Genomic DNA, 26,708 nt, shown 5'->3' on the forward strand with positions numbered 1-26,708 from the left:
AGTCAGATTTATCTGACTTAAGGTATAAGCCAAGAAATTGATTTCTTGGCGGGATGAAAAGCTGGTGCAAGATGTCAGCATACTCCTAACACTGGTATTGATGGGAATAGAGTAAATCATGCCCCAAAACAGCGATCGCACTGACATCAAAACCCTGTTCTCGACAATGGTTCGTATTGTCAGTTTCACTGATGCTATGAATATGGGAAATTCTACACTGAAGCCTTTTTCATCCAGCCACCTTTGGAATCAATTGCCAACAGATGAAAAAACAGAAACGAGATTAAGAGCAGAGATTGCAGCCCTGACACAGGAAAAGGCGAAACTGCAAAATGAAGTCAAAAAGGTACTGCGCCAGAAGGAAATTAGAAGTAGCTTGTGAGAGTTAGAGGTGTTTTATGGCTAAAATTATCGCGATTCACTCTTTTCGTGGCGGCACCGGCAAATCTAACTTAACAGCAAATATAGCAGTAGCGATCGCGCTTAAAGGATATCGAGTCGCAGTAGTTGACACTGATCTGCAATCACCCGGAATTCATGCTTTATTTAGCGTTGATGAGGTAGCATCAACCAAGACTTTAAATGATTATTTGTGGAATCGTGTTTCTATTAGTGATACAGCTTGCGATGTCACTTCCCATTTGAAAATTGAGGGTGCAGGTAGAGTCTTCCTCATTCCTTCTAGCGTCAACGCTGATGAAATTGCGCGAATAGAATATGAAGGATACAACGTTAGCTTATTAAATAGCGGATTTCAACGTTTAATTAAAGAGCTAGAATTAGACTATTTATTTATCGATACTCACCCTGGTTTAGGTAGAGAAACTTTACTTTCAATTGCTATTTCAGACCTACTGTTTATAATTTTGCGTCCCGACCGTCAAGATTTTCAAGGGACAGCAGTAACAGTCGATGTTGCTCGCCAGTTAAAAGTTAATAATATGATGTTAATAATTAATAAAATTCCTAGTAAGATGGATTTTTTGGCACTGCAACAGAAATTAGAAAAGACATACAACATTTTAGTTGCAGGTATATTGCCACTATCAGAAGATATAGTGCAAATGGGTAGTTGTGGTTTATTTTCCTTACAATATCCCCATCATCCATTTACTAGAATAATTAAACAGATTGCAGACAAAGCAATTATGCCTGAGCAGCCATCTCCTTTAGTTTATGCAGATAGTGGAGTGACTCAGTAAATTACTGCTGTAAAAAATAAAAATACAACTTTACGTCTGATGTGAATTGAAATGGCAAGCAAAAATCATGTTTGTGAAATCGACTATAAATAAACCACGAAATGCACACCGATAAATTATCTGTGTTTATCTGTGTTCATCTGTGTTCGTTATCACCAATTTGAATAACTGCCAATCAACTCCTTAATTCCTAAGTCAGAAAAATGACTAACCCCAGTCCAGAGCAACCCCTATCTTTTGAATTAGCCTTAAAAGTAGCAGATGCAGCTGTTTTTGCTAAGACATCTAGACATTTAAAAAACATAGAAATTGCTGTTTTGCGAGGAGCTTGGCTAGGTCAAAAATATGACGAAATTGCCGCAGTTAGTGGCTATACTCCTGAATATATCAAGCATGATGTCGGGCCAAAATTATGGCAAACCCTTTCATTAAGTTTGGGAGAAAAAGTTAGTAAATCTAATTTAATGGCAATTATAGCACAACAAAATAGGCAGGAAAAAAACGAAGAAAAGCAAAATAATGTCACCACAAAAATATCTTCTGACTTAGAGCCGCCAGTTGGACTGATACCTCTAGATTCTGCTTTTTATATAGAACGTCCTCCAATTGAGTCTCGCTGTTATGAAGAGATTACCAGACTAGGCGCGTTGATTCGCATTAAAGCACCCAGCCAAATGGGTAAAACGTCTTTAATGGTGAGGATGTTAGCTCATACCAAGCAACATCACCCTCAGAGTGGAGATACACCGAGAACATACACTGTAGCACTCAACCTCCAGCAAGCAGATCGAGCAGTTTTTAGCGACTTGGATAAATTTTTGCGCTGGTTTTGCGCTTCAATCACGCGGAAGTTGCATCTACAGCATCGGGTAGAGAATTACTGGAGTGAAACCTTTGGCAGTAAGAGTAACTGCACTGCTTATTTTGAAGATTGTTTGTTACCCGATATTAATGGTGTTTTAGTATTAGCTTTAGATCAAGTTGATGAGGTATTTTTACATCCAGAAATTGCTGATGATTTTTTTACGCTGTTACGCTCTTGGTATGAAGAAGCAGCTTATGGAGATAGTGGCAACTCTTTGTGGCAAAATCTCCGACTAATTATTGTTCATTCTACTGAGGTTTATATTCCTTTAGATATTAATAAATCACCCTTTAATGTAGGTTTGGCAATTGAATTACAAACGTTTACTCAAGAGCAAGTCATTGATTTAGCTCAACGTTATGGGCTTAATCTCTTGGAGCGCGAACTATCTGCTCTTATGGAACTCGTTAGTGGACATCCATACTTAGTACAGCAAGCTCTCTATTATCTAGCACAGCGCGACATAAGTTTGAATCAACTTGTGCAAACAGCCCCCACAGATGCAGGCATTTATAGTAATCACTTACATCGGCACTTACGAATTTTACAAGAACATCCGCAATTAGCAATGACCTACAATCAGGTGCTGAAGTCATCAATACCTATAGAAATAGAACAGCTTTTAGTATTTAAGCTACATAGTATGGGACTAGTAACGCTGCAAGGAAATCAGGTTATACCCAGTTGTGGTTTATATCGTCGCTATTTTAGCAACCGTACATAATACTATTTGACATTAATAGCGATACACATAAATCATGTACAGATGTGCCATGTTACGTCTGCACAAAAAGATATGTTTCAATTGTGTATATAGTTGGATTTTTGGGCATAGAATTGTAAGATTTTAATCTTGATAGAAAAACAATTAGTTTTGAAACAATGAAAAAAATTTTGCTATCAGGATTGTTAATTATCTTCTTACTCCCTTTAGCGGCTTGCTCAACTAATTCCGATAGGACAACTAACACAAACCAAGTAAAACCTTTGGTAACGGGTGCAATTCCCGATCAAGATCCAGAAAAGTTACAGCGCCAATACACCAAACTCGCCGCCTATTTGCAGAAGGAATTAGGTGTACCTGTAGAATACAAGCCTGTTACCGATTACACCGCAGCAGTTACTGCCTTTAAAGTAGGAGATTTAGACTTAGTCTGGTTTGGTGGTTTGACTGGCGTACAGGCAAGATTACAAGTACCAGGTGCAGAAGCGATCGCTCAACGTGATGTAGACGAAAAGTTCCACAGTGTCTTCATTGTTAATAAAAAGACTAAATTGAAACCATTTAAAGATATTGCTGACCTCAAACAACTCAAAGGATATACTTTTACCTTCGGCAGCGAGTCTTCCACCTCTGGGCGATTAATGCCACAATATTTCCTCGAACAAGCTGGTGTTAAATTAACACATTTTAAAGGACAACCAGGCTTTTCTGGTGACCATGATAAAACTATCAAGTTGGTTGAAGCAGGAACCTATGATGCTGGCGCTGTTAATGAAAAAGTTTGGTTGAAGCGTGTTGATGCCAAAGAAGTTGATTTGAATAGAGTTGAAGTTCTATGGCGTACTCCTCCTTATTATGATTACCACTGGGTACTAAACCCACAAGCTAAACAACGCTACGGGGAAGATTTTACGAAAAAAGTTCAGAATGCTTTCTTTAAACTAGATCCAAAAGAGCCAGAAGACAAAGAAATTCTCGAACTTTTACAAGCAAGTGAATTCATCCCTACTAAAAATGAAAACTATGCTCAAATAGAAAAAATAGGTCGAGATATAGGCAAAATCAAGTAATCAGAAGCCAGGAGCCAGAATTCAGAATGGCATACTGCACTCCTGATGGCTAAAGGTATAATACCTCTTTCCCTTGTGGTCAAAATCAAAAATAAATTTTTCCGCTTTTAAACCTCATTCTTTGTGTTGATATTTAGGTTAATTATGACCACTGAATTCTGAATTCTGAATTCTTTTATTTGGCTGATTTTAGTCATTCTATATTTATGTAAAATTATGCAAACCCTATTGATTTTTGCATTGAATAATCATAATATAGTAATTGTATTTTCTTAACTACATAGCGTTGTAGTTAGAGCGCCGGGGACAATAGTCCCTGGCGCGAAAATTTTTAGATCACCAATGGAAATATATTTTAAATTTGCCGATAGTTCTGATACTGAAACTCTCATTCAGTTTATTCAAGAGTTTTACGAATATGAGGGTATTAAGTATAATGAAACCATCATTCGTGCTGCCTTAGCAGGAATTTTGAAGGATGACTCTTTAGGAAGAGTTTGGCTGATTCATCAAGATAACCAAGCAGTTGGATATATTGTTCTGACTTTTGGCTACAGTTTGGAATACCGTGGTCGTGACGCAATGATTGATGAGTTTTATATTAGGGAAAGTTATCGAGGAAAAGGAGTAGGGAAAAAGACCATTCAATTTATAGAAAATTTTTGTGATGATTTAGGAATCCAAGCAGTTCATCTAGAAGTTGAAAGAGAAAATCAAAAAGCACAAAACTTATATCGTCAGGCAGGTTTCACAGATAAGAATCGTTATTTTCTGACAAAATGGATTATCCCATAACCAGAAATACTGAATGTTAAGAAAAAGCGGATAAAAATAGCCCAAAATATGTTACTGAGCAAAGTTCGGATGGTACGCTCGAATCTCCAGGTGTTATAAATGCAGGAGCCTCAACTCTCTGGCGCAAGGGTTCTCAAAATTTGTATGATGCTCACGTTTATCTGAGATATTTGAGACTGAAAATAAAAGCTGATTTGTAAATAAAATTTTAAGCTACATTGAGCGGAAATCTATCGGTGAAGACTCAAAGCAATCGTCAGAACTGAAACATCACACTCAGCCATGCCCCTTGCTGATGTAAATTTAATCTGGCTCGTCTTAGCCCTTCTCCATCCTCAAAGTCAAAATCGTTGAAGCCATAGGCAAGTTGAAGCGATGTAGTCGGAGACAGGCGATACCGAGTACCGACCAACAGATTCCAGGTAATGTCTCGATCAGCATTGATATTAAAACCAGATACATCCCCTCGGATGCCCATCGTCCAACGCTCAGACAAATCTAACTCGATCCGTGCGCCAATTAATGGTTCCACAGTAGTTCTAGAGAAGCGAAAGTCTCGCTCAACCGGAACAGTAGTGTTGCCGATGCGAATGTTATCGACTTCTATCTCTTGTTTGCGAATGTTGGTTCGGAGTCCTAAAATTGGATCTATGACCAATCTAGGGTAGAGATTAGATGATTTTGCCGGGTTGTTTAAAGGCGTGTCAAGCACACGATAAAATGCTGCCAAATTGATAGTGCCTTGACGGACAGATACACTTCCATCCGTACTCAATCTGACATCGGTATTGATTCCAAGGCTTTGCAGACTTCCTTGAGGAAAAGTCACCCCAAGATTTCCGCTCTGTCCAGCAGAGAGATAGAAACCGTCCAGTATTAACCCAAATCGATTTTTTCGTGCTTCCAACCGTAGTCCAGCATCAAAGGCGCGATCAAGATTCAATATTTCTCCTAGTCCTGCACGAATGGAGGCACTCCGTCCGGCAGCTGTTACATCAGCACGTACATCCAAGGGTATAAAAAAATAGGGTTCCACCGAGATTTGCCAAGGCTCGCCTAGCGGCTCCCTTGGAGCATTGCTTGATCCAGGCTGAGAGAATGGTTCGGAAGGCTGTGGAGTGGGGACATCAGCCTGAACAATATGATTGAGCCAGGAAGCTGACTCTATAGATGCAATAGACGGTTCAGGCAATAAATTAGCAGCCTGATTGAGCGATCGCGTTAAATTAATATCTTTAGTTGAAGCAACGGACGAGAGCGAATCTTGTGTAGATTTGTGAGGTTGCTCATTGTTGAGAATAATCGCTTTTAAAACTAAAATGCTTACTCTTGAGGCTGAGGGATCTGCATTGAAGAACAAGGTTTCGAGTTCAGGAGTAACGCTTTCGGAATCTTGAATAACAACTAATCTATCTTCTGCTTGCACAGGAGAAACCAAAAGCGCGATCGCGACTAACAGCATATTGCTGCAATACAAAACAAATCGCTTTAATAACTGATCGCAAAGCTTGTTTGAGTTATTATTAAGAGCCTGATTCGCTTGGTTATTTTGATTGCCTTTGCTGTTTCTTAATTCCATTATTTTCAACTCAGTTACACACTTTCTAGTTGCTTTCTATTATTTAGTACTCCACATTATAGAGAGTTAAAGCAATAAAATGATAAAAAGCAAATAATTTATTATTATTTATTGCAGTTTATTATGACTTCAGCAGCTTTAATTGAGCTTAGTCAAAGTGCTAGCCATTATCCTGAACTGAAAACAAAAAATTATTTGGTAAATAATCTTATTTTTCTAACAAGACCTTTATTTTTTGCTTATAAATTTCTTATTTTTTGTGTTTATTTATTTTAATGGCGCTACTCATTGTAAATCTATTGAAGTATAGCCAAGCTAATGCGACATTAACATGGCGTAGGAAGTCTTGTTTCAAAATTCTGGACAACCCTACTAATCAATGGTTTTAATCCAAGATCCAAAATTAGTATGACTAGGCTGTGTACGAAAACCTGCTGATATTCTGTGTCTGGAGTTTAAAGTTCTTGCACTAGATTTCTAGTATGAAAACTAGCGTTAAATAGATACATTCATTGCTATTTTGGAGATGTGCATATGCGATTTCGCTACCAGATCGTCTTAGCAACTTTGCTACTGGTGCTAACTGGATTCATGGCACAAATGGGATTTGCTCAAGGTCAGTCACCTCCGAAGAGCAAAAGTCAGGAACTCACTAGCATCTTGTTTGAAAATGTGCAGATATTTAACGGCACCTCCGAGAAACTGTCTGCTCCTTCTAACGTATTAGTGGTGGGCAACAAGATTCAGACGATTTCTACAGCCTCGATTCCTACACCAGCAGAAGGTAGCGTGACCCGGATTAACGGCAAGGGGCGTGTGCTGATGCCTGGACTGATCGATGCTCATACCCACCTGTTTATGGAGACGACTGAGGTTGATGACCTAATGGCGATGGCCACTAGTGGCTCGCCAGAGCTTGCGTTTCGACAATTGCAGAAAAATGCTACGGCCATGCTCATGCGTGGGTTTACCAGTGTGCGGGATATGGCGGGGCCAGTGTTTGAGTTAAAGAAGGCGATTGACAGTGGTAAGGTCGTTGGGCCGAGAATTTGGCCTTCGGGGGCGATGATTTCACAAACTGGTGGTCATGGAGACTTTCGTAAACTTGAAGAACTGCCCAGAACGCCGACTTCTAAGCTTAGTCTGGCCGAACAATATGGAGTAGGTGCGATCGCCGATGGGGTGGATGAGGTACTCCGCAGAACCCGTGAGCAACTGATGCGGGGGGCCAGCCAAATTAAGCTGGCGGCAGGTGGTGGTGTAGCATCAAGCTACGACCCGATAGATGTCAGTCAATACACTGAAGCCGAGTTTAAAGCCGCCGTCGATGCCGCCGCGAATTGGAACACCTACGTCGCCGTTCACGCCTATACGCCTACTGCAATTCAAACAGCAATTCGGGCTGGGGTGAAGAGCATTGAACATGGTCAACTGATGGATGAGAAGACCGCTAAGTTAATGGCTGACAAGGGTATCTGGTTAAGTATCCAGCCGTTCCTTGATGATGAAGATGCAAATCCATATCCGGAAGGTTCGACCAATCGCGCCAGACAACTGCAAGTGTCTCAGGGTACGGACACTGCCTATAAACTGGCTAAGAAATATAATCTCAAAACAGCTTGGGGTACCGATACGTTATACAGCGCTAAAAAAGCTGCTCGCCAAGGAGCACAGCTTGCGAAAATGGTGCGCTGGTACACGCCTGCTGAGGTGCTGAGGATGGCAACGAGTACAAATGCTGAATTGCTAGCATTATCTGGTCCCCGCAATCCTTATCCCGGAAAGTTGGGTGTTGTCGAAGAAGGTGCGCTGGCTGACTTGCTGCTGGTGAACGGCAATCCACTGGAGAACATCAAGTTAATCGAGAACCCAGCTAAAAACTTCATTGTGATCATCAAAGACGGTAAGGTTTACAAGAATCTCCTCAGTTGATTGAAGATTTAAATTTAATCTGGTGATTTAAGATGCTAAATCATTAATCAATCTCTAGGTGCTCTAGGTGGTTGAAAGGGATTGTCAAAAATTTTTCTATCGAGAGACTGATTAATTACTATGTTGTTGTCAACAAAATTAACACAAAGCAAATTTTAGAGACACACAAGCTATGACTGAAGAACTCAAAAAAGGCGATCGCGTTAGTTGGCATACTTCTCAAGGTGAAACTACTGGAGAAGTGAAAAAGAAGCTAACATCACCTACAAATATTAAAAGGCATCACGTCGCTGCCTCAGAGGATAATCCTGAGTACTTAGTAGAAAGCGACAAAAGTGGAAAACAAGCAGTTCATAAACCTGATGCTCTTGAAAAAATAGATCAATAAATACAAACTTATGAATAAAGAAGTTCAATCAGTGATTGAGCAGTTTTATTACTCAGTTAATATGCAAACCAAAGAATTAGAAACTTGGTTAAAAACAGAGGAATCTCAATCAGTTGGGCAAAAGGATGGAAACTCAGAATCAATTGGACATCAGTCAGGTAAACGCATTGTTGAACTACTAAAAAATAAAAAAGATGATTACACTGATGATGATGTATCGCACATGAAAAAAGTTGTTAGTTACATTCACAGGCATCTAGCACAAAAACCTGATGGTGATGTGGAACATACACGCTGGCGCTACTCATTAATGAATTGGGGGCATGACCCATTGAAAGATAAAAATGCTTAGTAAGAGAATCAGCTTATACTGTGTTTTGCCGTGCAGGTTTAGAAAATAAACTGTAGTTTTTAATATAAATACTACAGATAAAGCCTGTCAGTATGGTAGTTAATAGTTCGTAGTTAATTAAGAACACTAACTATCAACTGCCTACTTAACTGTTTTTAACCAAACCAGTGAGATGGTTCACAGCCTGATTGAATTGTTTCACAAAAATGATGGCTAATCCAATCAGATTTCTCTTGCATAATTGAGTAAACTCCTTGGTGAATCAAATTCTGTAGATGTATTTGATGTTCCAAAGGAGTGCGAGGTAATTTGTAGTTTAACCAGCAAGCTTGTTCAGGCTCAATCGCACTGTAAAGACAAGGAATACGGCTGAAGACGTACGTGATCAAATCTTGGCGTAACTCAGGAATCGCAAAAGCTTGTTGATGAGGATGATAAGGATAAGTGTCTAAAACACTTTCAATCTCTGCTATTACTGATTGCTGCGTTAAATTGAGTACTGTTTTCATCAGTTATTAACTCCTCTATTATCCAATAAATTTTTGTCACCGAGCTAACGGTATTATTGGCCCATTGTCATTACAACCAGGAATCAACAAATCATTTAAGTAATCGATGCTTTATTTATGAAGTTAAGTCTTAAATCCACCGAAAACATGATAAATTCAAGATAAAATTATCTAGATAAAACTTCATGATTGTTAGCTAACAAATACTTAAACCAACCTTAAATACACTGGTTAAAGCTGTCTGTTCTGTACTTAATGCTAATTATTTAAATTTCCTGACATTTTGGCGGAAAGATACACAAATCTAATTATAAGTTGGTGTAAATAGTGTCATCAATAATACGAACACTTAAAAATCTAAAAAAATAGTAAAAGAAATTTGTTTTAATTCTAAGCAATGAAAAATTAACTTGATTTTCTAGTGAAAAGAAAAAATACCTAACTAATCAGGAAAGAGCTTAATCGGTAATCGTACACCCTTGCAATTTAGAAATTGTGTATAGATAAATACAATATTTCTTAAAAAAGAATTCTGAAACTTATAATAGCAATAGGAACATAATTGTAATAAAAATTATTAATGAAAATATTCAACCAAAGCGGCAAATACCCTTTGTTAGATGATTGCCACAGTAAATTACTGCAAATGTAATAGGGGACTAGGAAGAGGATAGGGAGTGAGAGACTGGGAGAAAGATCCTCTCCTTATCTGCGTGTCTGTGCGTCCTCTTGGCCCAATCCCTAATACCTAGTACTAGCATGACAACTACATAGCAAACAAAAGACTACTAAAAGCTAATAGTAGAATAAGGTACAGAAAAAGCTGATGGAAGGGAGGAAGGAAAATTGGATGAACTAAGGGCGGCACTTGAACTGGCAACAGAAGACGAATTGCAGGACTTGACGGCAATTCTATTTAGCCGTAAGTTCAATCCCCTAGATTATGTTCAAACACCTGAACCGATAGAAATACAGAGCCAAGGGCGCGAAGCTTGGTTAGACGCATTAGAACAGCGTTTTCGCTTTTTAGCGGCCGATGGTGTAACTGTATTGCGGGGGCGTACAAACCAGATAACATATCGGCAGGCGCTAATTCAAGTGTGTAAGTATTTAAAAATCAACTATTCTGACGATTTGTCAACGATTGATTTAGAAGCCGAAGTCTTTTTACATCTGCTGGGGCGGGTTTGGAAAAAATTACCAGAAAAAGAAAAGCAAAAACTGACTGTACAGGTACAGCGTCATTTAGCTAAATCGCAACTGAGCGAACCACTACCGTTGTCTTTACAGCGCGATCCTTTCGGATTGCTGGTTAAAGGGGGTAGTGCTCTTGCTGTTACCTCCATCATTCAGCCATTACTGCTCAAACAAATTGCCCGTCAATTTGCGATGCACTTTGCCACCTATCAAGTTACTAAGCAAGCTACGCTTCAAGGAGGAGTAGCAGCAGCCAGCCAGTTTCAAAATTACGTCGCTTTGCAAATGGCACGGCAGGGAATGGCTGTGAGTGCAGCTCGGTATGGAGTTGTCCGCAGTGTTTTTGCCTTTTTAGGACCGATGATGTGGGCTTGGTTTCTAGCTGATTTAGGTTGGAGAGCGATCGCTACCAACTACGGTCGGATCATACCAACTATCTTTGCCATAGCTCAAATTCGCCTTACCCGCACAGAGTGTTGGGAACTAGCTTAACAAATATAGTCATGAGTCATGAGTAATTAGTCATGAGTCATTGGTCGTTCGTCAGTCGTCAGTGTAAAACAAAAAATAACTGACAACATAACAAAAGATAAAAGACAAAACACTAATGGCTAATGACTAATAACAAAGGACTAATGACAAAATATAAATTGCCTTTTCTTCAACATCCTGATCCTAAGCTCCAATTTGCTTGGAATTGTGCCGAGCTAGGATTGCTTGTCTTTCCATTCACCCCATTGATTGGGGGCGTGGTTTTGGGTTTAGCAATGCTAGTAACATGGCTGCAAAAATGTCGCAAAATTATTTATCATCCACTAAATATAGGTTTTGCGCTTTTCATTGTATTGTTAATCATTTCCACCATCTTTGCTTTTGACAAAAAAGAAGCAATTCTTGGCTTATTTAATTTCTTACCCTTCATTTTATTTTTTGCTGGCTTTAGTACCTTAATTCAAACACCAGAACAACTGCGACGACTATCTTGGATTTTGGTAGTTAACTCTGTCCCGATAGTAGTAATTGGCTTGGGGCAACTATTTTACAGTTGGCATACCACCCAGCAATGGGAAGGCTTTCTGGGATGGGCGATCGCACCGGGAGGAAACCCACCTGGGCGGATGGCTGCCATTTTTATGTATGCAAACATCTTGGCTGCCTACTTGGTGATAGTTTTTATTCTTGGATTGGGATTATGGCTAGATACTTATCAAGTATTTATAAGATGCAACAGAAATAGGGAACAGGGGATAGGGAACACAGAGAACTCTTTAGACGCTTCTGCGGCTTCCCGCAGGGTGCGGAGGTTTCCTCCGTTAGCGTTAGCCCCTCGTAAAGCGAGGCTCAGAAGTTCGGAGGAACAGGGAAGAATTTCTGCTACCCTTTCCTTGCTTTTCCTAACTGTAGTGGTGATTGCTAATTTCGTGGCATTGATTTTGACTAATTCTCGAAATGGATGGGCGATCGCTTGTTTTGCTTGTCTAGCCTATGCCCTATATCAGGGCTGGCATATTGCTGTCGCTGGCGTCACTGGCTTTGTGACAAGCATATTTTTAGCTGCTTTTGCTCCCTTATCAATTGGTGCTTGGTTTCGTAAAATTGTTCCAGCTTACTTTTGGGCGCGATTAAACGACCAATTGTATCCAGATCGACCGATAGGACTACTGCGCAAAACCCAATGGCAGTTTGCTTGGTCGATGTCTCAAAAGCGTCCTTGGACTGGTTGGGGTTTACGCAATTTTACTCAACTTTACGAAACACAAACACAAATCTGGTTAGGTCATCCCCATAATCTGTTTTTGATGCTCTGTGCAGAAATTGGGTTGCCAGCCACTCTCTTATTTTGTGTTTTACTAGGCTGGATTTTTATCGGGGGAGCTAAACTTTTACAAAATTCACAATATTTTGAAAAAGAAGATAAATTAATCTTTTTTAGTTATTTGCTAGTCTATGGAGCATGGATACTATTTAATACAGCTGATGTAACTCTCTTCGATTTTCGGTTAAATACAATTTCGTGGCTACTTTTAAGTTCAATTCCTGGTATAATTAATCACTATAAGTATTCACTTTAGCTGATGATCAAGTGTAATTAACCATTGCAAAATTGTAAGTTTTGCGGCTAATAAGACCCCCAAATTTCCCAATATTTTAGGGGTTTGTGTTTTTACATTTTGACTGACTTACTGTCCTAGTAAGTTATAATTTTTCTAAGTATTAATACAGTGGCTAATCTATTTTATAGTGACTAATATTACTGTAATCACACCTGTGATTGTGAGTGTGGCTAATCGCAAATTAGTCACTGTTGCTGATAGTTGGGAAGCGTAGGTTCACCCCTTGTGGGTGTTCTCCTGCAAAATGGGCGTCTATAAAAAGATGCCCTTATTTATTTTGTGATGATTTAAGTACCTTGTAGTTTTATACCAAATTGGCACGTGGGAGTCTTGTTTCAAAATTGTGGACTAGCCTATTAATCAATGTTTTGAATCCAAAATCCGTCTTGAAAAGTTTGAGCGGAGGAAACCTCCCTCCGGGTACTCTAACGAGAACCCGCTTCGCGTGTACGCAGTCGCCACAAGTCGGGGAAGCCTTACTTTCGCTTATCCACTACTCTGCGAGAAGCCGGACTACGTCCGTCTACGTGTCTACGCCAGTCGCCTGTGGAGGAGGACAGTCCGTTGCCAACAGAAGCGCCGTGCGGGGGTTTCCCCCGTTGGGGAGACTTCGGAGGGCTTCGCCCCGTTGTAGGAACTGTCCGTTGGAAACCCTACCAAGAGCGCTGGCTCACCAAGGCGCTGCTCACCGCACCCTTACGGGAAGTCACTCCGCGTATACAAACTTTTCGCAAATTCCAAAATCCACGCATTGGTATGAGGGGCGATCGCACAAAATTACTCAAATTCACTAATTGTTGCAGGCGGATGAGTATCTCTACGTTCAGCAATATAGCGTTCATACAAATTCATTAATGGAGTGGAGCTAATACCGTGGATAATTACAGAAACAACAATAGTTGTATAAGTAATCCAAGAAATTTCTTCACCTATTTTGCCTTTCAAACCATGACCAAAGGCATAGGCAAGATAATATAAAGAGCCTACACCACGAATCCCAAACCAACCAAACAACCCACGGGTAAATGGATGCAAATAACGACGGCGTGAAGAAGGGGAACGTTTACCAATTGTACTTATCCAAGCACCAAGGGGTCGAATGATAAAAAACAAAAATACTATTACTAATAAGGATTGGCTCGCATAAGTGAGCATGGGTTGAAATAATAATATTGAACCCAATAGTAAAATGGTTCCTACTTCTAATAGCTTTTCCATGCGCTCTATGAATTCCAATTTTGCCACGGTATGTTCTGGATTTTTATAACTTCTCTGTACAACTAACCCAGCTACAAATACAGCAAGAAATCCATAGCCATTAACAATTTCTGTGAGTGAATAAGTTAATAAAATTGTACTAATGGCTATAAAATCCTCCATCAATTCATCAGGACGACGACGTTTTTGAATTTTATGCTCAATCCATATTACTGCTTTAGCTACAATAACTCCCATGCCAATGCCAGCAGCAATAGCCCAAATTAAATCAATACTTACCCAATTTTTTAACCAGTTATTCCAATTATTATCTTTTAAAGCATAAAGACCAAAATAAACAAATGGAAAGGCTAAAGCATCATTTAACCCACCTTCTGAAGTTAAACCAAAACGTAACTCATCTTCATCATTTGTATCAGTCAGTTGAACTTCTGAAGCTAAAACTGGATCTGTAGGAGCAAGAATCGCTCCTAACAAAATTGCCTCTCCCCAATTCATACCTAAAAATAATCTGCCTACAATAGCTATTCCAAAAATAGAAAATGGCATCAAAAATACTATGAGCCGCGTTGTAATACTCCAAGAACGCCAGCCCAATGGACGAACAATTTTTAAACCACAACTAAAAACTGAAATAATTACTACAAATTCTGTTAAACGCTCTAGTACTTGGGCATTGAATACTCCAGCACGACGTAATTGAATTAATTCAAAACCATAAGGGCCTAAAATAATACCAACTACTAAATAAATAATGGCAAAAGAAAGGGGTAGACGCGAAATCCAACCCGACCCCAATGTCACAAATAGTAATAGTAGACCAATAACAAATAGGTCAATAATATAAATATCTATCATAAGAATTTATGAGACTAAAAAAGGGCTTTGCATTGAAAGTTTACTGATGATTGCTTTATGGTCAAATTTACCTTCAGATAGATTTATAGAAGTTATTTTCTATTCACTTTTGACTAGTTATGCACATGGTAGACTACACTGACTCTGCTGGGATTTGCGTCGCAGAAATTAGCCTTGCACACTTAGTTACAAATGTAATAAGTGGATTTTGAAGTGACGATAGTCGGTATTTGCCAATTGGTAGTAGATGCAATCATCCGCCACAGAACCAAAGTAAAACAAGTGGTATTACCTGCAACAGAAGTTTACTCAGAATTTGCACATCTTCAGGCATTACATCGCTTGCATCCAGATCTGGTACACATCAACACTTGCACCCCTTGGGAATATGTGATCGCAACCTTTGCAGCGCGCTAATACCATTTCACTTTTTGAGTGATTCATATTCAACCCCTCCCAACCTCCCCCTACTAAGGGGAGGTGCCGTAGGCGGTGGGGTACATCCATATCAGCCTTTTCGTGAAATAGTATAACTTCGTAGGAGATGCGAACCCCTCACCGCCTCCGGCATCTATGTTTGTGTAGCCGCGACTTCTAGTCGCCAGGGCTCAAAAACTTAATTAATAGTATTATGTAAAACTTCTAATAATTGCTTAATTGAATATGGTTTTAACAAAAATGTTGTTGTGCCACATACTTGACAAAGCTGCTTACTTTCTGAAAGTCCGCTAGATGAGATAACTTTAACAAGTGGATTAATTTTTTGCAAAGTACGAATGGTAGTTAAACCATCCATAATAGGCATCATCATATCAACCAGAATTGCACTGATTGCACCTCGATTTTGAATGTAAATATCTATTGCTTCAATACCATTTTTAGCAGTAAGAACTCTATAGTTATATCTCAAAAGAGTTGTTTTAGTAATCTCTAAAATTTCTATTTCATCATCTACTACTAAAATTAATTCTCCATTGCCTGCAAGTAATTCTGTCTCTGTTGTTTGTTGCGTTGGCTTTTGTACTACTGCTTTTAAAAAAACTTGAAATTGCGTTCCTTTACCAACAGTACTATAAACATTAATAAAACCGTCGTGGCTTTTAATAATACCAAGTACACTTGAAAGTCCCAATCCTGTACCTTGTCCAACTTCTTTAGTTGTGAAAAAAGGCTCAAAAATTTTATCTAATATTTCTGGAGGCATACCGATTCCAGTATCCTGAACATTAATAACAATATGCGGGCCAACAGAAGCATCAAGATTCATCTTGGCATAAGTTTCATCAACGTAGAAATTTTCAGCAGTGATACTCAAAATCCCTCCGTTAGACATGGCATCGCGAGCATTAATTATCAGATTCATTAACATCTGATGAAGTTGTGTAGCATTTCCAGAAATAGTCCAAAGGTTTGATGCAATTTCTATACTAAATTCGATGTGTTTGGGAAAAGTTTGTTGAGCAAACTGCTTAATTTCTAAGATTAAATGCTGAAGCTGTAAAATCGTGCGCTTACCTTCAACACCACGAGCAAACGATAACACTTGCTTAACCAAAGCAGCACCGCGTTGAGTATTATTCGTCAAGGTTTGAATTAGTGGCTGATGTTGCTCATCAGAGATTTTCATTTGCAAAAGTTGAGCAGACATTAGCATTGGAGTCAGGATATTATTGAGGTCGTGAGCAATGCCACTTGCAAGGGTACCTAAGCTATCCAATCGTTGAGCACGAAGAAACTGGGCTTCGAGTTGTTTTTTTTGTGTGATATTGCTATTGACAGTAAGGATAGATTTTGGAGTACCTTGTTGATCACGTACAAGAGTCCAATGGCTGGCAACGATTATTTCTTTACCATCTTTGCCTAGTTGATATAATTCTCCATACCATTCACCTACAAGGTTAACTTGGTCTAGAGCTTCTTTCAATTGCAGCGATTTTTGCTTGTACAGGAGCTGATTGGCATTTTTACCCAAAGCTTCTTGTGCTTGCCAACCATAAATTCGCTCGGCGCTTTTGTTCCAGAATAAAATTTTGTTTTCCAAATCTTGAATCACAATTGCATCTGTAGCAATATCAAGCAAAGCAGCTTGTTCACAAATTTGTTCATCTGCCTGCTTGCGCTTAGTGATATCACTAGCCGCACCTAAAATTTGTACTGGCACACCATCTGCATTTTTCGTGAATACAGTTTCACGACTACTCAACCAACGCCACTCCCCATGAGCGTGTTTCATTCTGTATTCTATTTCAGTGGCTTCACCTTCATTGAGACTAAGAAAACTTTTAAGGTGTTCTGTAACTCTTGGCATATCATCCGGATGAACAAGAGTTGGTAATACAGTCTCTCCCATTGATTGAATTTGGTGTGAGGTGTAGCCAAGAATCTCCCAAATTTGGCGATTTATATAAATATTGCGCTGTTCTACTAAATCATAAACATAGATAATGTCTGGAGTTGTTTCCAAAATTCTGTGCAGAAAATACTGCTTTTGTTGCAGTGCAGTTTCTATTTGCTGACGTTCGGTGAGTTCGGCTTGTAGTTGCAGCAAGAGTATAGATTGCTGAATAGCGATCGCTAGTTGATCGGCTACTGCCAGGATTAATTCTACTTCCTCTGGTTGCCAAGACAACGGTTGCTTATTTCTGACTAAGCCGAGACTGCCCCAAATCGAAGAGCCAAAGTGCAATGGTACTAACAACCACGCTCCAGGATAAGTTTGAGCATAGCTGCGATTAATTTCATCTGAACAAGTGCTGGAGTCTTCTATTTGCACAACTTCCAAGCGCTTGAGTCGGGCGGCAATCTCGTTGCCAACATCAGGAATTTCTAACCCCAAAGCACTTGGTAGCTCTGGAGTTTGGCAATAATCCATCACATTTAACCACAGTTGACGTTCGGGTAGGTACTGCACAATATGAACTCGCTCGGCTCCTAAAAGCGGAGCAATCTCACGTACTGCTGTGGCAAAAATAGTTTCTAAGTCTAGAGAATTGCGGATACTTTGAATCACCTGCTTGAGAGCCTGCTCTTTTTGCAGGAGAGCTTGAGTTTTTTCGTACAGCTGGCTTTTCTGAAGCACAATATCTAAGTTCAAATCCCCCTGGATGGAATGCTCCCTATTTGTGAGTCGTTGATCTCGCTGCATTTTCTGTTGCTGTACCGCTTTTGCCTGCTGCTGAACAACTAATTTTTGTAAGTTAGAAAAGTTTTGACGCAGCGCAGCTAATTCTCTAATCAGCTGCTTTTTAGTCTTTTTCTCATCTTTCATCATCATTGGATTTTTAGAAAAAGCTTCCTTAGTAAGCAGCAGATACAAAAATTTTCATAAAAGGCGATCGCTCTAGTTCATACTGAGATGATTCTTTAACTTATCCTACAGCGAATCGTAATTTTGGATGGCAATACGTCCAGAAAGAATGCGATCGCATCCTCAAAAGCTCAAACTTCAGCCCCAAAAACTTTCCTCTTTCCCAGGCTGGAGGCTGGAAAAGCATGGATTGAGGCTCCGCCTCTAATCATGAGGCAGAGCCTTCCAATTTTCATCACCATGCAGAGCATGGTAATGAGAAAAAATAGACTTGTGTGTACACCATAGCCTTAACAAATGAGAGGAGTAGGGGGTGAGATTAAATTTTTAACTTCTCTCCTCGAATTGAATAATCTAACAACTCCATCGGATGAGCGATCGCTACTTCCTTACCTTGCAATTTTAAATGCTTACTAATCTGCAATGCACAACCCGGATTAGGTGAAGTAATCAAATCAGCACCAGTATTCAATAAATTCCAGACTTTTTGCCTTCCTAATTCTTCCGCTACTTCCGGTTGCAGCATATTATATACTCCCGCACTACCACAACATATTGCAGCATCTAAAGGTTCTTTCAATTTCACCCCTGGAATTTGCTGTAACAACTGCCGTGGTTGCACGCTAATCTTTTGTCCGTGCAAGAGGTGACACGCATCTTGATAAACCAAATTTAAAGGTTTTTCACGCAATGGCGAAAGTTTTGTCGTTAACCCAACTGTCGCCAAAAACTCTTGTGCATCTCTGACTTTTCCGGCAAACTCCTTCGCCTTTTCCCGATATTCTGGATCATCTTCTAAAATATGACCGTATTCCTTTAAAGTATGACCACATCCAGCAGCATTGATAATCACAAAATCTACACCAGTATTCTCAAAACTATCAATCATCTGCCGAGCCAAAGCTTTAGCTTGTTCAGTTTGCCCTTGATGTTCGGGAAGCGCCGCACAACAACCTTGAGATTTAGGAATAATCACCTCACAACCATTTGCAGTTAAAACTCGCACCGTTGCTTCATTCACAGGCGAGAAAAATAAACGCTGCACGCATCCCAAAATTACTCCGACTCGATAGCGTTTTTTACCTTTTGCTGGAATCACATCCGCTAAATTATTCTGAAAAGATTTCAAAGTAATTTCCGGTAAAATCGATTCCATCGCCGCCAATCGAGGAGAAATTTTCTTGAGTAAACCACTATTGCGAAATAACTTAGAAAAACCTAACTTCTGATAAACAAATAATGGCACCAGTAATATTCTTAAAATATTTGGTCTAGGAAACAAAGAAAATATCACCTGCCGCAATAATTTATCAAAAAAACTGCGCGGATAATTACGTTCAACTTGGTGGCGAGTAGCAGAAATTAACTTATCGTATTGCACACCAGAAGGGCAAGTCGTCACACAAGCAAGACAACCCAAACAAGAATCAAAATGTTCCACACTTGCCGTATTCAGTGCAATTTCGCCTTCATTAATCGCATCCATTAAATAGATACGTCCTCTAGGAGAATCCATCTCCTTGCCAATCACCCGATAGCTAGGGCAAGTCGAAAGACAAAACCCACAATGCACACAACTATCAATCAACTTTGGATCGGGCGGATGATTAGCATCAAACCCCTTCAAATTCTTCAAACTCGCTATGTTCTGAATAGAATCATCCGAAACTTGCATATTAAATTCCTCTCCCCTCTTCCCTTCGGGTTCTTTGTGTCTTTGTGGTTTATTGCCTAAATTCCACCCACAAAACGACCAGAACTTAAAATATCTTTAGTGTCAAACTGTACTTTTAGTCGCTTCATGATCTCCAAAGCATTGCCAGTGTAACCCCACACATCTAATTTTTGTTTAACCATCACTGGCGCTTCCAAAATAGTCAGAAAACCCCTATTCGCCTCACAGAGCGATCGCATCTGTAAAACTTGCTTAACCCCTACTTCACTTTCAAACTGCAATACCCCCAAACCGCTAGCAATATGAATTACACCCTTTTGCGCCTGAGTTAAAACTTTCAGTGCAGCTGTGGGTAATACTCCTATTTTGCAAGTAATTACCGACTCATTGCCACGAGAATGAATTGATTCTCGTAATCTTTGCCATAAATCAGCTTCGTCTGCTGCCGAATAAATAATTCCTTGTAAATCCAACTGTTGTCCTACTTCCACAAGTCGGTTTGACTGTTCCCTCACACTCTCAGCTATACTTTGGAAGCGTGCAATTAATCCCAATTTTTTACCTAAGCCCAAGCTAGATACTAGTTGAGAAGAAAGTAAATCTGCCTGAGTCGGTGTCAGTGCTGAATTACGCAGAGTCGCAGCTGCTTGGGATACATTCTCTGCCGTGCCAGTCAGTACTACAGTTCCCGATATTTGCGGTAACGGATAAACACGAAACGTGGCTTGAGTAATTACTCCCAAAGTGCCGTAAGAACCCGTAAACAACTTCATTAAGTCATAACCGGCAACATTTTTTACCACTCGTCCTCCGGCTTTAGCGATTTGTCCATCGGCACGTACAAAGCTGATGCCCAACAGTTGATCGCGAACGCTACCATAACGCTGCCTGAGAGAACCTGTATCTGCTGTAGCAACAATACCACCGATAGTTGCTGATTCTGGCACTACAGGATCAAGGGCAAGAAATTGATTAGCTTTAGCCAAAATAGACTGGAGTTCACAGAACTTCATTCCCGCTTCGACTGTAACTGTCAGATCGCCGACGGCATGATTAATTAACTGTTTGAGACGTTCTGTACTAACTACAAAATCAACTTCCTTGATTAACCCTCCCCAACTGAGTTTACTACCACTGCCACAAGCAAGAACTCGCCAGTTATTATGGTGGGCTTGGGCGATCGCACGAGCTAGTTGTTCTGTAGTTTGGGGATAAACAATACAAATAGGATGATTTCCAGATGATATTGCTTCTAATAAAGGTTTTTGCTCAGTAGGTGTTAAATGTTCCCAAAGACATACAGCATCTTCGCCCACAATAGATGCAAGTTCAGAAGTACACATATGGGGTGGCAGCTGTTTACTAGACATTGCTTTCATCAATTTTATGTTTTACTCCCTGTATAAAAGGCAGAGGGCAGAAGATAGCAGTTAAAAGTTTCTTCTTGATAGGGTTTCATACTTTGGTTAACTATGTCCACCTAGGTATAACTTACTGGTGAACATGACTTAAAAAGTGCGATCGCTCCAAAAGTAAAATCCTCTTCCCTAGAGAAATGTATCCCGACGCTCTATGCGTAGCATGAGCGCGGAACTTATAGCTCCCCGAACCCCTCATTGTTTAAAGTTCGTAGCTCGTGGGATAAGAAGGCGAAGGGGAAAAGGTAAAGGGTATTGTTTGGTATGCGATTGTTTCTCGACAACTATATGACAACTATATATAGTATGCAAAATAGCGATCATCATTTCTAACTACAATCCCTGAAATTTGTCAAGGAAAATTAGGGACTAAGTACTTGTGGCTAGGGAAAGGAACCCTCAGAAAATTTGATTCCTCTACGTAGCGCACCTCGATTCAATGTCAGTAATACTTATTTATCTCTTATTTATCTCTTATTAATATCTTGTTTGTCTTTATCAACTAGCTTTATTAATTTATATTTCGTAAATTCTTACATACATAGAAATATGCCTGTAATTATCATCGTTTTTATCAATGATTACATCCAAAATCTACTTAAAAAATGCATAATTGATATCAAGCATAGATATTTAATGATACATATAATAGGAGTTTAGCTCTTCCATAGTAATCCCAAGTAACATTTAGCCATTAATATAAACTTTTTCTTATATCACTAATCTAATATTTATTTAATAATCACTGGTTGGAAATGAACTTTTTTGTCTGAAAAGCTGTAAGCTATTGAAAAGAAACAGCGTGAATAAATTTTCTAAATACAAAAGCGTGATTGCAAATACAGAATTTTTATGATGTGTGCCATCCCTTTTTTGATGTTGGCTGATGGTCAATAGTCTATAGCGTTAATTACGCCCTAATAGAGCAAGAAACACCAAGTTTTTCTTGCCCAAAATTATCATACCTAAAAAACAAATTTATTACACAGAGGTTGTCATGTCTGAGTTTTTCAACCAATTTACTCGTCGCAAATTTTTATTAACAGCAAGTTTATCTGCTAGTGCTGTTTTACTGAAAGGTTGTTTAGGAAATCCACCAGAACCAGGTGGTGGCAGCGCTCAAACTCAGTCAGCAGTGCAGCCAGTTGCGAATATTAGTCCAGAACAAGCACCAGAAACTACTAAAGTTAAACTGGGATACGTTCCGATTGTTGAAGCAGCGCCTTTAATTATTGCCAAAGAAAGAGGCTTTTTTGCTAAGTATGGCATGACTGATGTTGAACTTTCCAAGCAAGCTTCTTGGGGTTCGGCAAGGGATAATGTTGAAATTGGATCTGCTGGTGGTGGGATTGATGGCGGACAATGGCAGATGCCAATGCCACATTTAATTACAGAAGGTTTAATTACCAAGGGCAATCAAAAAATTCCCATGTATGTTTTAGCGCAGTTGAATACCCATGGGAACGGAATTGCGATCGCAAGTAAGCACCAAGGCAAGGGTATTAGCTTGCAACTTGCTGGCGCTAAATCTTTATTTAGCCAACTCAAATCAAGCAACGCACCTTTCACAGCAGCTCAAACATTTCCCGCAGTCAACCAAGATTTTTGGATTCGCTATTGGTTAGCTGCCGGCGGTATAGATCCAGATGCAGATATAAAGTTGCTAACGGTGCCGGCAGCGCAAACAGTCGCCAACATGAAGACAGGAACAATGGATGCCTTCAGTACCGGCGATCCTTGGCCTTATCGTATTGTCAAAGACAAAATTGGCTTTTTGGCAACATTAACAGCAGAAATTTGGAAGAATCACCCGGAAGAATATTTTGCGATGAGAGGTGATTGGGTTGATAAAAATCCCAAAGCCACCAGAGCACTTTTAAAAGGAATTATGGAAGCGCAGCAATGGTTAGATAATTTTGACAACCGCAAAGAAGCAGCAGAAATTCTCGGTGGACGCAACTATTTTAATCTACCAGCAGAAATTTTGGCAGGGCCATTTCAAGGCAATTACGACATGGGTGATGGGCGCACAGTAAATGATAAATCAATGGCACCTTACTACTGGAAAGATGGAAGAGGTAGCGTTTCTTATCCTTACAAGAGCCATGATTTGTGGTTTATTACAGAAAGTGTGCGTTGGAACTTCTTGCCCAAAGATTACATAGCTAATAATGGTGCCAAAGCGAAGGAATTAATCAATAAAGTCAACCGTGAAGATATTTGGAAACAAGCAGCAAAAGAAGCAGGAATAGCTACTGCTGACATTCCCACAAATACATCTCGTGGTGTAGAAGAATTTTTTGATGGCATCAAGTTTGATCCAGACAAGCCAGAAGCATACTTAAAGAGCCTCAAAATCAAGAAAGTCAGTGTGTAGAACCACGACTCATAAGCAATCAACAAACCCCAAAAATCACGAGTAGAGGAGAGCAAAATCCATGACAGTAGCCAGCAGACGACGTCCTAACCCTAGTTTTGACAATAGCTTCCTATCGCGCTTGCAAAAGCAATTTCCTGACCTTTTACCTCCTGTTATTGCAATCGCTATATTTCTAGCTATATGGCAACTGTTTTCTTGGCTGCCAGGAGCAACCTTACCAGGGCCAATTCAAGTTGTTCAAGACACCTGGATATTGATTTTGTATCCCTTTTATGACAGAGGCGGAATTGACAAGGGCTTATTTTGGCAGATTCTTGCTAGTCTCAAAAGGGTAGCAATTAGTTATACCTTAGCTGCCATTGTAGGTATAGGTTTGGGCATTTTAATTGGTACTAGTAAAACGATGTCCAAAGCTTTAGACCCTCTATTTCAGTTATTGAGAACTGTACCACCCTTGGCTTGGGTTCCTATCTCTTTAGCAGCTTTGCGACAAAATGAACCAGCAGCATTGTTTGTTATTTTCATCACTGCAATTTGGCCAATTTTAATTAACACTGCTGTAGGTGTAAAAGAAATTCCTCAAGATTACAACAACGTTGCCAAAGTTCTACAACTTTCCAAAAAAGAGTATTTCTTTAATATTCTCATTCCTGCGGCTCTACCCTACATTTTTACAGGTTTGAGAATTGCGATTGGTTTAGCTTGGTTAGCCATTATCGCAGCCGAAATTGTCATGTCAGGTATTGTTGGTATTGGCTTTTTCATCTGGGATGCCTATCAAAATAATAACGTCAGCGAAATCATCCTAGCCCTCATTTACATCGGTGCCGTTGGTTTGCTCTTAGATAAATTAATGGCTTGGATTCAAACATTGATTTTGCCACCAGCAGACCAAAAATAGTCAACAGTTAATGGCTAATAGCTAATAGTAGAAGTGCAATTAGCCATTAACTCTTAGCAAGTCTTCTTTTCCCATCCCCTATTTTCTATTCCCAAAACGCCATGTCTGTATTCGTTGCAATTGACCAAATTGATAAGGTTTTTAACCTCAGCAATGGTGGACAATACATTGCTCTCAAAGGTATTGACTTGGAAATCAAAAAAGGAGAATTTATTTCCCTGATCGGCCACTCAGGTTGTGGTAAATCCACATTATTAAATATGATTGCCGGTTTGGATTTACCAAGCGATGGTTTGGTGACTCTTGAAGGCAAACGTATTACCAAACCAGGGCCTGATCGAATGGTAGTTTTCCAAAATTATTCGTTGCTGCCTTGGCGAACGGTACGGGAAAATATAACTTTGGCTGTAGACTCGGTGATGACGCATCTGCCAGCAGGCGAACGTCGCGCTATTGTCGAACAACATATCGATATGGTGGGGTTGCGTCCTCATGCTGAAAAACCTCCGGCAATGTTATCTGGTGGACAAAAGCAAAGGGTAGCGATCGCCCGCGCTTTAGCAATTCGCCCCAAGTTACTGCTGCTGGATGAACCATTTGGTGCTTTGGATGCACTGACACGCGGTAATTTGCAAGAACAACTAATGCAAATCTGCGAACAAAACCAAGTCACCGCCGTGATGGTTACCCACGATGTTGATGAAGCAGTGCTGCTTTCCGATAGAATTGTGATGCTCACCAATGGGCCGGAATCGAAAATTGGTGGCATCCTAGAAGTAGACATTCCTAGACCTCGCAAGCGGATGGAAGTAGTAGAACATCCCAGTTACTACAGCTTGCGCAGCGAAATGATTTACTTCCTCAACCAGCAAAAGCGCATCAAAAAAATTCGCGCACGCAAAACTACAATTGTCTCGAAGCACGGTTTAGAAAAAGTTAATCTGGAAATTGGCTTTGTACCCCTGACTGCCTGCGCCCCCCTAGCAGTGGCAAAAGAAAAAGGCTTTTTCGCCAAGCACGGTTTAGATGATGTCAACCTAGTGCGTGAAACCAGTTGGCGCGGAATCGTCGATGGCATTGCGGGCGGATATTTAGATGCTGCCCAAATGCCCTCTGGAATGCCGATGTGGCTAACTTTGGGAGGTAATGAAAATCGACCTCTACCGATTGTTACCTCTCTTACCATGACGCGCAACGGTAATGCCATCACCCTCGCCAAACGCTTTTACGAACAAGGGATACAAACTGTCGCTGAATTCAAACAGTATCTCAAAAGTACCCGTGACAAACGGCACATTATGGGGGTAGTGCATCCTTCCTCAATGCATAGCTTGCTGTTACGTTACTGGCTGGCATCTGGTGGTGTCGATCCTGATCGAGACGTGGATATAAAAACTATTCCCCCCGCCCAGATGGTAGCTGACTTGCAAGCTGGGACTATCGATGGTTACTGTGTAGGTGAGCCTTGGAACATCCGCGCTGCGGCTGAAAACGTTGGCTTTACAATTGCTACCGATTTAGAAGTTTGGTTGGGACATCCGGGTAAAGTTCTTGGTGTACGAGAAGATTGGGCAACAGCTTACCCCAATACCTATATTGCCTTGACTAAAGCTTTGTTGGAAGCTTGTTATTACTGTTCGTTGCCTGAAAATGCTCAAGAAATTCGGGAAATTTTGGCGCGGCGGGAATATGTCAGCACCGATATTGAGTACATCCAAATCGAAGATCCAAACAAGATTACTTGTGACTTAGATCATCCGATGCAGGAATATGCCCATCACCAATTTTTTGCAGAGTCTGCCATCAATCGCCCCAGTCGTACCGAGCAAATATGGATTATGACGCAGTTAGCACGTTGGGGTGAAGTACCTTTCCCCAGAAATTGGGTGGAAATTGTAGAACGAGTATGTCGAGTTGGTGTATTTAGCACCGCCGCACGAGAACTAGGTATGGATACAAGTTACACTCGTCAGCCAATTAATTTATTTGATGGCACAGTCTTTAACGCTGACGATCCAATTGCCTATCTCAACAGCTTGAAGATTAAGCACGATTTTTCTGTTGCAGAAGTTATTCTCGATGCACCGACAAGAAGAGTTGCTTAATTCTTAACAATTAACCGAGAGTATGTTTGTAAGATAAAAATAAAATTTTTGTAGGGTGTGTTACGACAATGCAAAAGCTTGGCAGCATGAGTAACGCACCAAATTCAGAAGATTTTATT

The 26,708-nt window shown here is 40.1% G+C and carries 21 protein-coding genes; 15 read left to right on the forward strand and 6 right to left on the reverse strand.

Annotated features, from left to right (window positions below; genetic code table 11):
* The first annotated feature begins 118 nt into the window (after window positions 1-118).
* The 5 genes from QUB80_RS06335 (at window position 119) to QUB80_RS06355 (ending at window position 4,656) form a co-directional block, all read left to right on the forward strand.
* Window positions 119-382 carry a hypothetical protein gene (locus tag QUB80_RS06335; RefSeq protein WP_289788660.1) on the forward strand — a complete coding sequence of 88 codons (264 nt, stop codon included), beginning with the start codon at window positions 119-121 and terminating at the stop codon, window positions 380-382.
* Between the two features lie 16 nt (window positions 383-398).
* Window positions 399-1,202 carry a MinD/ParA family ATP-binding protein gene (locus tag QUB80_RS06340; protein WP_289788661.1) on the forward strand — a complete coding sequence of 268 codons (804 nt, stop codon included), beginning with the start codon at window positions 399-401 and terminating at the stop codon, window positions 1,200-1,202.
* A 203-nt stretch (window positions 1,203-1,405) separates the two neighbouring features.
* The gene (locus QUB80_RS06345; RefSeq protein WP_289788662.1) at window positions 1,406-2,791 is read left to right on the forward strand and encodes an AAA-like domain-containing protein; all 1,386 of its coding nucleotides are present in this window, start codon (window positions 1,406-1,408) and stop codon (window positions 2,789-2,791) included.
* A gap of 158 nt (window positions 2,792-2,949) precedes the next feature.
* Complete coding sequence (locus tag QUB80_RS06350; protein WP_289788663.1) at window positions 2,950-3,861, forward strand: putative selenate ABC transporter substrate-binding protein; 912 nt, start codon at window positions 2,950-2,952, stop codon at window positions 3,859-3,861.
* Between the two features lie 342 nt (window positions 3,862-4,203).
* Window positions 4,204-4,656, forward strand: a complete 453-nt coding sequence (locus QUB80_RS06355; protein ID WP_289788664.1) for a GNAT family N-acetyltransferase — start codon at window positions 4,204-4,206, stop codon at window positions 4,654-4,656.
* Between the two features lie 256 nt (window positions 4,657-4,912).
* Here the strand turns inward: QUB80_RS06355 and QUB80_RS06360 are convergent, their stop codons facing one another.
* Complete coding sequence (locus QUB80_RS06360; RefSeq protein ID WP_289788665.1) at window positions 4,913-6,235, reverse strand: TonB-dependent receptor; 1,323 nt, start codon at window positions 6,233-6,235, stop codon at window positions 4,913-4,915.
* Window positions 6,236-6,769: 534 nt separating this feature from the next.
* Between QUB80_RS06360 and QUB80_RS06365 the strand changes: the two genes are divergently transcribed.
* The 3 genes from QUB80_RS06365 to QUB80_RS06375 all read left to right on the forward strand — a co-directional run bounded on the left by QUB80_RS06365 (window position 6,770) and on the right by QUB80_RS06375 (window position 8,907).
* The gene (locus QUB80_RS06365; protein ID WP_289788666.1) at window positions 6,770-8,167 is read left to right on the forward strand and encodes a metal-dependent hydrolase family protein; all 1,398 of its coding nucleotides are present in this window, start codon (window positions 6,770-6,772) and stop codon (window positions 8,165-8,167) included.
* Between the two features lie 172 nt (window positions 8,168-8,339).
* Window positions 8,340-8,555, forward strand: coding sequence for a hypervirulence associated TUDOR domain-containing protein (locus QUB80_RS06370; protein ID WP_289788667.1), 216 nt, complete (start codon window positions 8,340-8,342; stop codon window positions 8,553-8,555).
* A 10-nt stretch (window positions 8,556-8,565) separates the two neighbouring features.
* Window positions 8,566-8,907, forward strand: coding sequence for a DUF3140 domain-containing protein (locus QUB80_RS06375; protein ID WP_289788668.1), 342 nt, complete (start codon window positions 8,566-8,568; stop codon window positions 8,905-8,907).
* Window positions 8,908-9,062: 155 nt separating this feature from the next.
* On the opposite strand, the gene QUB80_RS06380 is transcribed toward QUB80_RS06375, so the two are convergent.
* Window positions 9,063-9,416, reverse strand: a complete 354-nt coding sequence (locus QUB80_RS06380; protein WP_289788669.1) for a hypothetical protein — start codon at window positions 9,414-9,416, stop codon at window positions 9,063-9,065.
* Window positions 9,417-10,262: 846 nt separating this feature from the next.
* Between QUB80_RS06380 and QUB80_RS06385 the strand changes: the two genes are divergently transcribed.
* The 3 genes from QUB80_RS06385 (at window position 10,263) to QUB80_RS06395 (ending at window position 13,521) form a co-directional block, all read left to right on the forward strand.
* Window positions 10,263-11,105, forward strand: a complete 843-nt coding sequence (locus QUB80_RS06385) for a YaaW family protein (protein ID WP_289788670.1) — start codon at window positions 10,263-10,265, stop codon at window positions 11,103-11,105.
* A 122-nt stretch (window positions 11,106-11,227) separates the two neighbouring features.
* The gene (locus QUB80_RS06390; protein WP_289788671.1) at window positions 11,228-12,685 is read left to right on the forward strand and encodes an O-antigen ligase family protein; all 1,458 of its coding nucleotides are present in this window, start codon (window positions 11,228-11,230) and stop codon (window positions 12,683-12,685) included.
* Between the two features lie 428 nt (window positions 12,686-13,113).
* A complete protein-coding gene (locus tag QUB80_RS06395; RefSeq protein ID WP_289788672.1) occupies window positions 13,114-13,521 on the forward strand; it encodes a hypothetical protein in 408 nt (135 codons plus the stop codon).
* Here QUB80_RS06395 and QUB80_RS06400 read toward each other — a convergent pair.
* On the reverse strand, window positions 13,505-14,803 hold the full coding sequence (locus QUB80_RS06400; protein WP_289788673.1) for a cation:proton antiporter: 1,299 nt from the start codon (window positions 14,801-14,803) through the stop codon (window positions 13,505-13,507). The two genes, QUB80_RS06395 and QUB80_RS06400, sit on opposite strands and share 17 nt — an antisense overlap.
* Before the next feature lie 213 nt (window positions 14,804-15,016).
* Here QUB80_RS06400 and QUB80_RS06405 point away from each other — a divergent pair, with 213 nt between their 5' ends.
* Window positions 15,017-15,220: a hypothetical protein gene (locus QUB80_RS06405; protein ID WP_289788674.1), complete on the forward strand. Its 204-nt coding sequence runs from the start codon at window positions 15,017-15,019 to the stop codon at window positions 15,218-15,220.
* A gap of 199 nt (window positions 15,221-15,419) precedes the next feature.
* On the opposite strand, the gene QUB80_RS06410 is transcribed toward QUB80_RS06405, so the two are convergent.
* From QUB80_RS06410 to QUB80_RS06420, 3 genes are all read right to left on the reverse strand, one after another.
* Complete coding sequence (locus tag QUB80_RS06410) at window positions 15,420-18,071, reverse strand: hybrid sensor histidine kinase/response regulator (RefSeq protein WP_289789090.1); 2,652 nt, start codon at window positions 18,069-18,071, stop codon at window positions 15,420-15,422.
* Window positions 18,072-18,429: 358 nt separating this feature from the next.
* Complete coding sequence (locus QUB80_RS06415; protein ID WP_289788675.1) at window positions 18,430-19,785, reverse strand: (Fe-S)-binding protein; 1,356 nt, start codon at window positions 19,783-19,785, stop codon at window positions 18,430-18,432.
* Window positions 19,786-19,841: 56 nt separating this feature from the next.
* Complete coding sequence (locus QUB80_RS06420; RefSeq protein WP_289788676.1) at window positions 19,842-21,155, reverse strand: FAD-binding oxidoreductase; 1,314 nt, start codon at window positions 21,153-21,155, stop codon at window positions 19,842-19,844.
* Between the two features lie 1,045 nt (window positions 21,156-22,200).
* Between QUB80_RS06420 and QUB80_RS06425 the strand changes: the two genes are divergently transcribed.
* The 3 genes from QUB80_RS06425 to QUB80_RS06435 all read left to right on the forward strand — a co-directional run bounded on the left by QUB80_RS06425 (window position 22,201) and on the right by QUB80_RS06435 (window position 26,589).
* Window positions 22,201-23,580, forward strand: a complete 1,380-nt coding sequence (locus tag QUB80_RS06425; protein WP_289788677.1) for a CmpA/NrtA family ABC transporter substrate-binding protein — start codon at window positions 22,201-22,203, stop codon at window positions 23,578-23,580.
* A 61-nt stretch (window positions 23,581-23,641) separates the two neighbouring features.
* The gene (ntrB, locus tag QUB80_RS06430) at window positions 23,642-24,484 is read left to right on the forward strand and encodes a nitrate ABC transporter permease (protein WP_289788678.1); all 843 of its coding nucleotides are present in this window, start codon (window positions 23,642-23,644) and stop codon (window positions 24,482-24,484) included.
* A gap of 101 nt (window positions 24,485-24,585) precedes the next feature.
* The gene (locus QUB80_RS06435) at window positions 24,586-26,589 is read left to right on the forward strand and encodes an ABC transporter ATP-binding/substrate-binding protein (protein ID WP_289788679.1); all 2,004 of its coding nucleotides are present in this window, start codon (window positions 24,586-24,588) and stop codon (window positions 26,587-26,589) included.
* Window positions 26,590-26,708: the final 119 nt, after the last annotated feature.

Source organism: Chlorogloeopsis sp. ULAP01 (genome assembly GCF_030381805.1).
Classification (GTDB): domain Bacteria; phylum Cyanobacteriota; class Cyanobacteriia; order Cyanobacteriales; family Nostocaceae; genus Chlorogloeopsis.